Annotated in this window: 8 protein-coding genes and 1 pseudogene; 7 read left to right on the forward strand and 2 right to left on the reverse strand. The window is 43.6% G+C overall.

From position 1 onward, the window contains the following. The first annotated feature begins 272 nt into the window (after nt 1-272). From HADU_RS05060 to HADU_RS05080, 5 genes are all read left to right on the forward strand, one after another. On the forward strand, nt 273-1,001 hold the full coding sequence (locus tag HADU_RS05060; RefSeq protein ID WP_171056646.1) for a HesA/MoeB/ThiF family protein: 729 nt from the start codon (nt 273-275) through the stop codon (nt 999-1,001). Between the two features lie 57 nt (nt 1,002-1,058). Continuing rightward, on the forward strand, nt 1,059-2,357 hold the full coding sequence (locus HADU_RS05065) for an ABC1 kinase family protein (protein ID WP_004815736.1): 1,299 nt from the start codon (nt 1,059-1,061) through the stop codon (nt 2,355-2,357). 148 nt (nt 2,358-2,505) lie between these two features. Beyond that, nucleotides 2,506-2,886 (forward strand): dihydroneopterin aldolase, encoded by a 381-nt coding sequence (gene folB, locus HADU_RS05070; RefSeq protein WP_004815738.1) that lies wholly within the window; start codon nt 2,506-2,508, stop codon nt 2,884-2,886. After that, nucleotides 2,843-3,289 (forward strand): 2-amino-4-hydroxy-6-hydroxymethyldihydropteridine diphosphokinase, encoded by a 447-nt coding sequence (locus HADU_RS05075; RefSeq protein WP_004815740.1) that lies wholly within the window; start codon nt 2,843-2,845, stop codon nt 3,287-3,289. Before folB ends, HADU_RS05075 begins: the two co-directional genes overlap by 44 nt. A gap of 834 nt (nt 3,290-4,123) precedes the next feature. Beyond that, complete coding sequence (locus tag HADU_RS05080; RefSeq protein ID WP_008304136.1) at nt 4,124-4,825, forward strand: DUF1003 domain-containing protein; 702 nt, start codon at nt 4,124-4,126, stop codon at nt 4,823-4,825. 88 nt (nt 4,826-4,913) lie between these two features. Here HADU_RS05080 and coq7 read toward each other — a convergent pair whose 3' ends face one another. Further along, on the reverse strand, nt 4,914-5,549 hold the full coding sequence (gene coq7, locus HADU_RS05085; RefSeq protein WP_004815744.1) for a 2-polyprenyl-3-methyl-6-methoxy-1,4-benzoquinone monooxygenase: 636 nt from the start codon (nt 5,547-5,549) through the stop codon (nt 4,914-4,916). A gap of 3 nt (nt 5,550-5,552) precedes the next feature. Further along, nucleotides 5,553-6,868: pseudogene (locus HADU_RS05090) on the reverse strand (MFS transporter). Between the two features lie 176 nt (nt 6,869-7,044). Between HADU_RS05090 and HADU_RS05095 the strand changes: the two are divergent. Beyond that, nucleotides 7,045-9,798: an autotransporter assembly complex protein TamA gene (locus tag HADU_RS05095; protein ID WP_034592315.1), complete on the forward strand. Its 2,754-nt coding sequence runs from the start codon at nt 7,045-7,047 to the stop codon at nt 9,796-9,798. A 38-nt stretch (nt 9,799-9,836) separates the two neighbouring features. Next, nucleotides 9,837-14,354 carry a translocation/assembly module TamB domain-containing protein gene (locus tag HADU_RS05100; RefSeq protein WP_008304140.1) on the forward strand — a complete coding sequence of 1,506 codons (4,518 nt, stop codon included), beginning with the start codon at nt 9,837-9,839 and terminating at the stop codon, nt 14,352-14,354. The last annotated feature ends 57 nt before the right edge of the window (nt 14,355-14,411 follow it).

Below are 14,411 nucleotides of genomic sequence, written 5' to 3' on the forward strand. Positions count from 1 at the left end.
AATGTCGGCGCCAAATATACTGATATAACCTGCAAGAAATACCTGAGCTACAAGATAAAGTAGTGCAGTTAAAGCAGTAATGATCAAGGCAGCATCTAATGAAAAATTAAATTTCATTTTATCTAAGTTATTTTTGTTGAATGCTTTATTAAATGTTATTCATTATTTTAAATCAACAAGATGGATTGAAATTATAGATTCATCTTTTAAAGAACACGGACGGTATAGTGGTAGACGCTTTAAACACTGAATTCGAACTCACCGATGCGGAAATGCATTTGTATGCACGTCAAATCCTGTTAGAAGGCTGGGACATCGAAGCACAGGAAAAACTAAAATTTTCCGATATTTGTATTATTGGCTGTGGGGGAATTGGCTGCGCACTCGCGGAGTTGCTTGCCCGTGCAGGTGTGGGAAAAATTACCCTGATTGATCCGGACACGATTGAGATCAGTAATCTGCAGCGTCAACTCGCATTTACCCCACAAGATGTTGGCTTTTATAAAGCAGAAACGCTAGCGAAACGTTTGCAACAGATTAATCCGTATGTGCAAATTGAATATTATAATCAGGCAATATCTATCGATAATGCACAAGTCCTGATTCAGCACCAAGATTTGGTTTTGGATGGATGTGATCAATTTGAAACCCGTTATCTGGTGAATCAAACCTGCCGACAGTTTGATGTAGCATTGATCAGCGCCTCTGCGATTGGTCTACAAGGCCAACTGTTTATGGTGGAAGGTGATTCTGCCTGCTATAACTGCCTGTTCCCGCAAGAAGATCAAACTGATACAGCCATGCGCTGTGCGGATTCTGGCGTACTGGCGACAACACCGAATGTCATGGCAAGTCTGCAAGCACATCATGCTTTGCTTTATCTGGGACTTGGAAAAATGCCATTGCGACAAAAGCTGCTGTTATGGGATGGTCAGAGTATGCAGCAACGTATTCTCAAATTTGAGAAAGATACGAATTGTCCAATTTGTCAGGCAAGATAGAACAGATCAGCCTGAATATTTGTTACACTCGAGAAAATTTGAAATTACGCTGACATTATGAAAAATAATATCTTCCTGGATGGTTTGCGTTCTGTGGCACGTGTCGGTGAAACCGCCGTCATTGCTGCACGTGCAGGCATCAAGTATGCGACTGAAAAACCGAGTAATGCTAAACTGATGCGTGAAACCTTTGAATCCTTAGGTTCAACATATATCAAATTAGGGCAGTTTATTGCCTCTACACCCTCTTTATTTCCTCGTGAATTTGTCGAGGAATTTCAGGGTTGTCTAGATCAAACTCCAAGCCTGCCATTTAGCTATGTACAGCAGGTGCTAGCATCTGAGTTTGAAGGCCGTAATCTGGATGAAATCTTTGCCTCGATCGAGGAAACGCCATTGGCTTCAGCATCCATTGCACAGGTGCATGCTGCCAAACTGGTTTCTGGTGAAGACGTGGTGATTAAAGTACAAAAGCCAGGTGTAGAAACCATTCTTTATACAGATCTGAACGTACTGCACTGGGCAACCAAGTTGCTTGAGAAAGCAGTGCCGAAAGTGAAATTTGCATCTTTGGCAGATATCGTTGAAGAAATCAAAACACGTATGGTGCGTGAAGTTGATTTTATTGAAGAAGCTAAAAATCTGGATGACTTCGTTAATTATCTGAATGTCACCAATAATCGTGCAGCGACAGCACCAAAAGTCTATCATCAGTATTCCACACGTCGTGTACTGACCATGCAGCGTTTGTATGGCGTGTCATTGACCGATTTTGATGTAGTAAAGAAAGTGGCTAAAGATCCTTCTCAGGTGCTGATTACTGCAATGAATACTTGGTTTGGCAGCCTGATGATGTGTGAAAGTTTCCATGCAGACTTGCATGCCGGTAATCTGATGCTACTCGAAGATGGCCGTGTTGGTTTTATCGATTTTGGTATTGTCGGTCAGCTGAATCCGGAAGTATGGACAGCATGTATGGCCTTTATGGATGCACTGCAAAATACCAATTATGATCTGATGGCAGAAAACATGCTGAAAATGGGCATGACTGCAGTTGCCATTGACACGAAAGTATTGGCCGCAGATCTTGAGCGTTTATTTAGTGGTGTAATTATGGCAGATCCACAAGAATTGCTAAGTTCCAATCCAAGTGACCTTAATGACGTCATGATGGATATGGTCGCCGTTGGTGAACGTCATGGCATTCGCTTCCCGCGTGACTTCGCCTTGCTGTTCAAGCAAATGCTGTATTTCGACCGTTTCATGCGTATCCTTGCGCCATATACCGATATCTATGCGGATCAGCGCTTACAGATGATTCAGACAATTGACCCGAATTTATTGTTGAAGCATTAATTCTAAAAGATGGATTCCTCCTAACCTCCCTTTGAAAAAGGGAGGAGCTACACGCTTATAAAAATACTTCGAGATGTAGAAGTCCCTTTTTCATAAAGAGGGACTTAGGGAGATTATTGAAGTGATTTTAAAACTCCTGAGCAGAAATATGGACGCAATTATCATTGAAGGTTTGAAGGTTGAAACAGTAATTGGCTGTTTTGACTGGGAACGTCAGATTATTCAGCCTTTAATGCTGGACTTGGTTATTCAGACAGATTTGGAACAGGCATCCAATTCTGATGCCTTGGCAGATACACTAAATTATGCCGAGATCTGTGAAATTTCTACACAGGTAATTCAGCAGGCACAGCCAGAATTGATTGAACATGCAGCAAAGTTAGTGTTAAACGCACTTTTTACTACCTTTACAGCAATTGAATCGATTAAAATTACTATTCGTAAGCCTGCCATTATCGCGCAAGCCAATTCTGTAGGGATACGTCTTGAACGCCACCGAAACGATATTCGCCTTAGCACTGGCGAGTAATTGTCATCCTCAGCAACATTTTCAAGCTGCACAACAACGTATTTCCACTTGGGGGGGCGTTCAATTCTCTCCCATCTATATTATTCCGTGTCGTGACGGGATTGGTGAGAATTACTGGAATTCAGCATGTCTATTGCAGGTTGAAATGACAGTTGAAGAAATGCTTCAGCAGCTTAAACAGATGGAAGCTGATTCAGGACGAGTGCGTCCCTCACATCAGATCAGCCTGGATATCGATCTGATTGCCTGGGGCAGTGATTTAAGTCAAATGCAGTTTAATCCAAAAAAGTTACCGTTGGCTTTAGATGTCAAAATTCCAATGCATGAGATCTGGTCACATCCGGCATTTGAATATGACCATCAACTACAGTACCCACAGGTTAAACTTAACGCAGTGCTATAAATCCCGATGCTAAACCTTGTGCAAAATAAGGTTTAAAAAGAGGAGTGGAAGCATATGCTGGTATATTAAACGAAGTTTTTTCTAGGGTTAAACCCTTAGCAGTTATGCTGATGTGTAGCACATGTTTTGTCAGTCTAAAGCGAGTTGCTATCAGATTAGTCCCTTATAAAAGCAAAAGATAAATGGTTTCATAAATTAGAAAGTTGTCAGATATATATGCTGGTTTAACAACTGTCTAAAGAAGAATGCGATGGTGATATTGGCTATATGTATGAACTGAAAATTCAACTGGAACGGATCAAATTCAATTAGTATGACGTGGGGCCTAGACGAGCACGCTTAAAATCTAAGCTTGGCTAATCAGCGCATTTTTATATATTAAATAACAAGAATTGACCAACACTGGTAAATTTAAAGAAAAGCGCGCTGATTATTTTTTCTTGTTGTAAAAAATAATCAGTAGTATGGTAATGACCGCTAATATGACAAGAATTATAACTGTTTCCATAACATGACCTTAATGAATATTTTTATTTTAAGCTTTTAAATTAGCAATAAAAGGATGTGAATGACCAGCAACCTTATCTATTTTATTAGCACTCCCGGAAAAAACAGGATATTTGAAGATAGTAAAATTATAACATCTATTATCAACCCTCTTCTTTAAGAACATGTGACGGTCTATGAAGAGGTGGGCTAGAAGCTCGCTTATCTATACGACTTATAAACGAATAACAGAGCTTAACTTTTATATTTGTTACTAAAATTACCAATACAAATAATAATTTAGAGCAAATTTATTGTTGAGCTGGCGTCACGATAAAGAGAATAATCATGAAAGAAAAAAATGCAACTTATCCATGCTTGGTATGTGGAAAATATTATTCCTTAAAAAATCTTACCCCGATGGGAACGGTGAGAAAAGTCATTACCGAAGAGATTGCTAAAGATATTCCAGACTGGTCACCTGACCATTATATTTGCCAGACAGATTTGACCAAATATCGCGTACAGTATGTTCATGCATTGTTAAAGTCTGAAAAGGGTGAAGTCACTAATCTTGAATATGAAGTGATCAAGAGCATGCGCCATCATGAGCTGATTACCAAAGATGTAGAAGCCTCCCTGGAGCAAAAGTGGACTTTTGGTGAAAGATTGGCTGATAAAATTGCTTCTTTTGGTGGAAGCTGGTCATTTCTGATCTGTTTTACTGTTTTTATTACTTTCTGGATCGGAATGAATACGATGGTTATCGTAACCAAACCGGTTGATCCTTATCCCTTTATTCTTTTAAATCTGATACTTTCCTGTATTGCAGCGATTCAGGCGCCGGTCATTATGATGAGCCAAAATCGGCAAGAAGCCAAAGACAGATTGCGTTCCCAAAATGATTATCAAATCAACCTCAAAGCTGAACTTGAAATCCAGCATTTACATGAAAAACTGGATCATCTTCTTCAGCATCAGTGGGAAAGACTGGCCCAGATACAGGAAATACAACTCGATCTGCTTTCCGAGATGAGTAAGAAGTATTAAGTATAGGAGCCTGAAACCTTTGTAGTATTTTGTGGATTGAATACTCATAGAAAAGCCCACGTCAATGTGGGCTTTTCTAGCTAAATGGTTAAATATAATAACTGGTCTTGGTCATTAATTTAGAAATGCCGGTCATGGCAATTTTGACCGGTAAAGGCAGATCTACACCACCCGCTGCTAATGCTGTATCACGGTGATGCAATTCATCTTCATTCATCTGTTCCAGAATACGGCGTGAACGCTCATCATGCGGTGGTAACTGGCTGATATGGTGTTGCAAATGCAGGCTGACCTGACGTTCTGTTTCAGCAACAAAGCCAAGGCTGTATTTGTCGCCAGCAATTCCGGCAATGGCACCCATCCCAAAAGAAAGACCGTACCAAACCGGATTCAGCAAGCTGGTATGACTTTCTAATTCTTTTAAACGATCTTCACACCAGGCCAGATGATCCTGTTCCTCAATTGCTGCCTGTTCCATTTCACGACGGACATTTGGCAGTTTGGCGGTCATCGCCTGACCATGATAAAGCGCCTGTGCACAGACTTCACCACTGTGATTCACCCGCATCAGACCCGCAACATGACGAGCATCAGAAACTGCCAGTTGGCTATCAGTATTTTCAGCAGGATTAGTGCGCTGTGCAGAAGTCGTACCTGGGACAAGACTACGTAATGCCTGGTCAAAAGAATGAATGAGCTTATCGACACCTGTAAATTGACGCATGCATTAATCCTCCAATGATGCTTGTGCAGAGTTGATCATCGGTTTAAGGCGCAGTAATAACCATAAGGTAAATATGCCGCTTAAGACCGCTGTAATACAGAAAAGTATTTTAAGATCAAACTTTAAGACACTTAAAATAATAATCGAAAATATAGCAGAAGATACCATGAAAACTGCATTCAGAATGTTATTTGCTGCAACCACCCGTGCACGATGTGAGCGGGGAGAATGTGCCTGCATCATGGCGTACAGTGGAACAATATAAAAACCACCACTGATACCCAATAAGGTCACGGCAAACATCACATGGTAATAGCTCCAGCCCTGACGGAATACATCTGCCAGACCCAGCAATTCGCCAGTACGCTCAGGTATAAAGGCCATGCTGACAGCCAGATAAATAGCAAAGACGGTCAGTCCAACTGCACCAATTGGCACCATACGAATATTAACTTCAGTCCCACCTAATCTACGGCACAGATAAGATCCCAAGCCAATCCCGATCGAGAAGAAAGTTAGCAGTAAACTTGCAACATTTTCAGAAGCATGCAGGTTCTGCAGGGTCAGTTGTGGAATCTGGGTTAAATAGGTCGCGCCATAAAACCAGTACCAGGAGTTACCAAGCAGAATCAGAAAGATCAAAGGCAGGCTTTTGGCATATTTCAGGGTTTGAAAACTGGTACGGAAAAAGTTCCAGTCAATTTGAATATCAGGTGCAGGAATGCTTTGCTTTAAAATAAAGCGGCTTGATAAATAACCGAGGATGGCAATAACCACTACGGTTAAGCTGATCCAGAGTAAATTGCCAGCCGATGCTGCAATCACCGCCCCCCCAGAATCATACCGAATAGGATCGCCAGGGAAGTTCCAGACTGAAAGAGTGCATTACCTGACATCAATTCCTCTTTCTTCAGCACTTCTGGCAAAATTGCATATTTAATCGGACCAAAGAAAGTCGATTGCGTCCCCATTAAGAACAGCGCAAACAGTAGAATCCATAGATTACCCATCAGGAAACCGATAGTACCGAGAATCATCACCACGATTTCCAGGATCTTTAAATAACGAATCAATTGGGAACGTTCATATTTATCGGCAATTTGTCCGGCAGTCGCAGAAAAAATAAAATAAGGCAAAATAAAGAGTAATGCAGCAAGATTATTTAAGGTGCTAATGCCCGCACTTTGCTGAATCCATCCATACGTAATGACCAGTAATAATGCCTGTTTAAATACATTATCATTTAACGCCCCGAAGAATTGCGTCAAAAACATGGGTAAAAAGCGACGAGAGCCTAACAAATGTTCGTTATTGTTCATATTGGACGTGCTACATTAAGATTTATTAAGAAATGTCAGTGATGCGTGAACATCTTGAAAAATCATGTAAGATACCTTTGACCACGGAAATGGCAAAATCCTATAGATTCAAGTTTCTTAGCTTATATTTTTCGGTCAAATAATCAATTAAAGAATGTATTTGTTTAGAGTTTGCTATGCCTGCAAAAATAAAATTTAAAGAAACGGTACTGAGTCAGAGCATGAGTCCACTCATATCTGCACCTACAGGCAGTCGCTTGTGCATGAGTATTTTCTTGATGATGTTGGCCCAACATGGCATGGCACAAACTCCAGAAACGGAAACGCCCGTGGCAGTTTCGCAGGCAGAAATGATTGATGAACTGTCTAAGCAGGCGGTGCAACAGGGGGTAGCTAATTCCGAAGACGAAGCTGCCGAGAAAATTGAACAGGCTTTGCAGCCAGAAAATGAAATAGACAGCCTGGAAATGCTGCAACAGCAGGAACAGCAAGGCGCACAGCTGGATGTATTTAAGCCGATCGAGTTTGAAGACCTAGAAGAATTACCGGTTCAACCGATCGATCAGGCAATGGCGGATGAAATTTACCGCGTGGCTGAGCAAGCCAAGCAGGAAGCACAAAGCTATCGCCAGACCCAGCAGACAGAAACCGTAGTTGCCGATATCAGCCAGCAGGAACTGGTAGAAATCAATCAGGCACCAGTCAATGTTGATCAGCTGATGCAAAGTATCCAATCTGACAGCCAGATCATTGTGCAGGCGAATGAAACAGGCAGTACCTTGCCGGAAATTCCTCCACAACAACTTACGCCGGCAGATGACAAGAAACCGAATATTTTTAAACGACTTTTTTATAAAATTCGTCCGCCACGCCAGATCATGACAGCGAGTGTGCCGCGGATTGATGCAGACGTGGTTATACATAATGGTGAAAGCAGTACTCAAACGAGCAATGGATTAAGTTCGGCTGCACGTATACAGGCCTATGAAAACCTGGCAGAGAATATTGAAAATAAACTATCGAGTTTCACTCAGGAATCCTTTAGCGATTTCCCATCCGCATTGCCACAATTGCGTAGTCTGTCTAACCAGGCTGCTCAGGCAGTTGGCTTCTATAATACCGAATTCCGTTTTGAAAAACTTTCTGAATCACGTGTTAGAGTGCATGTGACTCCGAATGAGCCAGTCATCATTCAAAGCCACAACCTGGAATTTACCGGTGCTGGTGCTGAGCAACCACAGTTCCAGGTGATTAGTGTATTGCCAGATCAGGAAGTGGGTGATGTGTTTAATCATGGTGAATATGAAAAAACCAAGGAGCGAATTGTCGAAGCAGCGAGTAATAACGGCTACTTCGATGCGCACTGGCGGCTGCATGATGTCAAGGTCGCACAGCCACAGAATACGGCAGAAGTAAATCTGCGTTATGAAACTGGCGATCCTTACAAACTTGGACCGGTGACCTTCCGGATGAGTGATCCGGATGAGGAATTCCCGCTAGATCCAGATATCTTGCAAAGTCTGGTGCCTTGGGAAGATGGTGCCGATTACCGTTTCTGGCGGGTAAACACACTAGCCAATAACCTGACTAACTCACGATATTTTAACTATACCTTGGTTGATGCGGTGAAACCGGACCCAGTCGAAGCGGAACTTGAACTGGCGCCTGATCTGCAATTGCTGGTCGATCAGCAAAAAATCTCTGAAGGGGTTTTGGCCCAGGAGAAAAAAGCCGAGGCTTCTTCCAGGGAAGTTACCCAGAACGTGGTTGATGAAAGCCAGTTTGCTGGTAGCCGTGAGGAAGAAAACCCAGATGTACGCGCCATGCGTACTGCGCAGGAAACCAAGGCCAATGAGCAGGAACGTTTAAAAGCCCAAGCACGTGAAGAGAAAGAGATTCCGGTGATTGTGACTTTGAATGATGACAAGAAAAACAGCGCTGAAGTCGGTCTAGGTTATGGAACCGATACTGGGACACGTCTACGGGGTCAGTACCGCCGTGCCATCGTTAACAAACGTGGACATTCTTTTGATGCCAACCTCGAGCTTTCAGGAATCCGTCAGTCTATTGATGGCCGCTATAATATTCCGTATAAACATCCGCTCAATGATTACATCAGTATTGTCGGTGGTTATGAGCGTGAAGAACGTGATGATGTTGCACAAGGCGATGGACTCTTGATCGAATCTGCCGTAATTGGTGCCGATCGTTATATTAAAAATCCACGAGGAAGCTGGCAGCATACTTATGGCGTGCGTTATCGTCTGGATCAATTGACTCAGGACGGTACTGTGAATGCCGATGATATTCCAGATGCTTTCCTGGTCAGTACTGCAGAAACCCAAGAGTCTTTATTATTCGGTTATGAAATCGCTCGTACCACCAGTGACCGTCGGGTAAACCCAACCAAAGGCTTTAGACAGACCTATAAGATTGAACTGGGAAGTGAGGCACTGTTATCCGATGCAGATATGGCCATTGCCAATGCTGGCTGGCGCTTTATCTATTCACTGGGTGAAAATGCTGATCATCAGTTTGTCGGTCGTGCCGATGCAGGCTATATTTTTACTGAAGATTTTACCAAAGTACCGTATAACTTAAGATATTTCACTGGCGGTGACCAAAGTATTCGTGGTTTTGACTATAAGAGTCTGTCACCAGAAATCGATGGCTTTAAAGTAGGTGGACAGGCCCTGGCCATTGGTTCCTTGGAATATAATTATCAATTCAGGGAAGGCTGGCGTGCGGCAGTATTTGCAGATGCCGGAAATGCTTATGACAAGGACTTTAGTAATCCGACTGAATATGGGGTAGGTCTCGGCGTGCGTTGGGCATCGCCAATTGGTCCGATTCGTATTGATGTGGCCTCAGGCATTTCGGATGATAACCATCCAATCCGAGTGCATTTCTTTATTGGCTCACAGCTATAAAACAAACTGATTAAAAATTTTAGATATTTGGGAAGAACATGGTCGAGAACCAGCAACCACAAGAAGCAGAGCCGGAAAATACGCCTTTACCTAAAAAGCGCCGTATTTTAAGAAGCATCTTACTGTCGGTGCTGTTTTCTATTCTGTTTTTACTCGCGGCACTGGCGATCATGTTCTCGACGGATCGTGGCAGCAAGTTTTTACTGGATCAGGTACTGCAACGTCAGCAGATTATTCATTATGAATATGAAGGCGGTAATCTGTGGCGCGGGATTATTGTGCGCAATGTGCTGGTGACGCTCAAATCGGTTGATGTCAAAATTGACCGTGCCGATGTCATTTTAGGCTGGCGGGCAATTCTCAAACGGGAAATTCATTTAAATAATGCAGATATGCGCAATCTGCAGGTCATTAGCAAGAATCCGCCAAGTGATAAGCCGTTTTCTTATAATGATATTCGTTTGCCATTTGTATTGCGGGTCGATCATCTGGATCTGGATCACCTGCTGATTAAAACACATAGCTCTTCAGTTGATTTTTATGATGTGGTGATTAATGAGGGACTCTGGTCGGGAACCAAGCTGACCTTCGAAAATTCGCGCATGAATATGGGCTATCTGTATGTTTATGATGCCACAGGTGATATGGACTTCCATGGTAAATATCCACTGAATGCGACTGGCGTACTGAACATTCCATCATTAAACAATAGCCTGAATATTCGTGATATTCGTATAGCAGCCCGAGGCACCTTAGAAACTATTGAAGCCGGTGTTGCCACCTATACGCCAGACTTGCTGACTGGCTGGGCCGTGATTCATCCGATGAATTCACATGTGCCGATGTTTGGTAAACTTAAATTTGATCAGTATCACTGGCCAATATTAGAAGATCAGAAACTATTCTCCAAAGATGGTATAGCGGAATTTAATGGCGATATCAAAAAACTGAATATTAATCTCAATACAGACCTGAGCGGCAAGGATATTCCGGAAGGCCAGTACAATGCCATGATGCATACAGATCTGGTCAATCAGCTGAATATTACTGACTTTAATGGACAATTAATGAAAGGTTCAGTCAGTCTGGCAGGTATGGTCGGCTGGTATGATCAGGTGACCTGGGATGTGTCTGGCCGTGTGAATCGTCTTAATCCTAAAGATAAAGTGATTCCACAGGTCGTGCAGGACTTTCTGCCACCAAGTCTGGATGGAAATATCGCTTCTAAAGGGACATTGGAAAAAGGTTTACACCTGACAGCGCTGGTTGATTTCGATCGTTATGAAACTTGGAACATCAAGCTGGATCAGAACGAAGCGAAAAATAAAAAAGCCCAGCCGATGCTGATGAATGTGGCATGGAAGAATATCGACCGTGCAGTGCCTTATGTCGGCTGGTTAAAGAGCGAATCCGGAGATGTAAATCTGGCGCTAACCGAAGGTCAGCAGGACATCTTTGTGGCAACGCAGGTGGCTGCCCATGAGCAAGGTATGCTGCCAACAGGTATGTATCAGGCGAAACTGAATCTGAAGAATAACATTCTCAAAGTGCCGAGCTTCAATTATGCTGCGCAAAGTGGTGGCCTCACCGGTAACGCCGTAGTAGAGCTGCCGGATAAAAAACGCCAGTTAAAATGGAGCGCTGTGCTAAATGCCAAGGATCTGAATACGCAAGCACTGGCAGCGGCATCACCAGTCGATCGCCTCAATGGTCGCGTTACAGCGAGTGGTTATGCCAAGCCAAATCAGCAGATTATCAACTTAAAAGCGATCGATCTGACAGGACGCCTTGCTGGTCAAAATGAGACAGTGCGACTGACCGGTAGCAGTACGGCAGCATTGTTATTCCATGATGAAAAACGGGGCGGTGGCTTCAAGGGCTATGCAGTAAATTATGATGGCAATTTAAATGCCAGCCAGTTCGCTGCAAGTAAAGGTCTACTCAAATTCAAGGTATCCGGTACACCTGAATTATTGAAAATCAATGAATTCAGGCATGATGGTATTGCGGGCAAGATCAATGCCAGTGGTCTGGTGAATCTGGCGAATGGTTTTGGCTGGGATATCAATGCTTCACTGGTTCGCTTTAAGCCACAATATTTTGCGTCCAGTGTCAAAGGTGAGCTATCGGGAAATGTGAAAACCCGTGGCGTATGGTCAGATGCGTTGAAACGTATTCAGATTGAACGTCTGAATCTTGCCGGAATACTGAATAACAAGCCGGTACGTGGTACAGGTAATCTGTCGATGATTATTGATAACAAACAGAGCGGATTTGTACCACAGCAGTTTGAAGCCAATAATCTGTTCCTGTCTTATGCCAGTAACCAGATTCAGGCAACCGGTAATGCACAGAATCTTCAACTCAAGGTGAATGCGCCAGCGCTCTATGAGTTATATCCAGGACTGCGTGGTCGTGCATATGGTTATATCAATATGCAGGCGCAGCCACGTTTGCGTGCTTCAACCAACCTTGCAGTCGATGATTTTGCCTTTAATAATCTGTTTAGCGTGCAGAAAATCCGGGTACAAGGCCAGTTGCCGACTTCACAAAGCACACCAACCCTGCTCACCGCAACCATGGATAACCTGCGTAGTGGTAATCGTCAGATTACCCGCGGTGAAATATCTCTAGCTGGGACACGTGCAGCGCATATCTTAAAAGTTCAGGCAGAAAACAAACTGACCAAGTTTTATGTACAGTTGGCCGGTGGTTTTAATGCACAAAACAATTGGCTGGGGCAGATCCAAAATGGTGATTTCGATTCTCTGCGTACGCGTCTGGTACAGCGTCAGAATGCTTCTGTAATCTATAACACAGCACAGTCAGATCTGTTTGTCGGTGCGCATTGCTGGATGAGCCAGCAAAGTCAGTTGTGCTTTGACCGGCCAATACGTGTCAACAAGACACGTGGTAGTGTCTCATTCCAGACCCAGAACCTGGATCTTAATGATTTTAGTGCGTTCATGCCTGAAGGGCTGGCAATTACCGGTAAGGTCAATGGCTACGCGCGTGCAACATGGGCGCAAGGTGCGAAACCGAAGATTGATGCGCGACTTGTCACCCGAAATGGTGTGGTGGGGCTAGCTGCTGAAGATCCGCAATATCTAGGGCAGACCCTGAAATATGATGAAGTCGGATTGGTCGCGAAAAGTGTTGCAGATGGCTTGCAAATTCGTCTGGATGTGAAAACACCGGATATCGGAACGGGATATGCCAATGTCATTATTGATCCATATCGTGACAGTAAACCGATGCGTGGTGAAGTCGCTTTTAACGAAGTACAGCTAAAAGTATTCAAGCCATTTATTCAGGATGTGCGTACGCTGGAAGGCACCTTATCTTATGCGGGTAAGATCGGCGGTACACTAACCCAGCCATTATTAAACGGTGAGATTCGCGTAAAAGATGGGGCGATCAGTATGATTTCTCTGCCAGTGAATCTGACCAATGTGCAACTGTATTCATCTGTACGTCAGGATTCTGCGACAATTAATGGTGCATTTAACAGTGGTCGCGGTGTAGGCCGCTTGACTGGTTCGGTGGACTGGAAAAACGATCCGCGTGTTCAGTTACGTCTCAAAGGTGAAAATCTGCTGATACGCCAGGCACCACTGATTACAGCTGTCGTTACGCCAGATTTGGCTTTGGACTTTTATCCATTTAACAAGAAACTCAGCCTGAATGGTTCAATAGAAGTTCCACGTGCTTTGATTTCCATGCCGGAAGCGTCTAAACCGGTCGTTAATATTTCTTCAGATGTCCGTGTCGTACAGGAAGGTCAGGATCAGCTGGCAATTCTAAAATCCGCACGTCCATGGGATATTCGTGCTGATGTTGCGGTGTCACTGGGTAATCAGGTGATCTTCCAGGGCTTTGATAGCCGTATTCCATTGATTGGACGGGTTAACCTGTCTCAACGTGGTCTGGAAACAGCAATGCGTGCCAATGGTGCGATTGGTGTGTCCCAGCGGGTAAAAATCGAAGCGTATGGTCAAAGTCTGGATCTGAACCGTGCCATTGCCCGTTTTAACGGTCCATTGTCTAATCCGACCCTGGATGTTGATGCCAACAAATCTGTTCAGGGTAGTGTCGTAGGTGTACGTGTTACCGGTACAGCCTCAAGTCCTGCGATTCAGGTGTATAACGATGCCGGCTTGTCTGAACAGGAAGCATTAAATGCCTTGATCACTGGCCGGATCAATGAAGGTAGTTCAGCATTAAGCCAGTCTGAAAGTTTCAGGTCTGATGTTAACAACACGATTGCCGCTGCGGGGATCAGTTTGGGTCTAGGTGGTACACGGGCATTGACCAATCAGATTGGTCGTACTTTCGGTTTGAGCGGTCTGGCATTGGATGCACAGGGCACAGGCGATGACACCCAGGTATCAGTCACTGGTTATATTACGCCAGATCTGTATATTCGCTATGGTGTAGGCGTCTTTACCCCAGTGAATAAACTGACCTTGCGTTATCAGATGAATCAGCGTCTATATCTGGAAGCGAGTCAGTCTCTCGAACGAGCCATCGACTTGTTCTATAACTGGCGTTTCTAAAAGAAAAAAAGCCCTTCAAGTGAGGGCTTTTTTTTAATTGTGGAGTTGAAGCAACTC

Source organism: Acinetobacter sp. HA (assembly GCF_000264725.1).
Lineage (GTDB): Bacteria > Pseudomonadota > Gammaproteobacteria > Pseudomonadales > Moraxellaceae > Acinetobacter > Acinetobacter schindleri.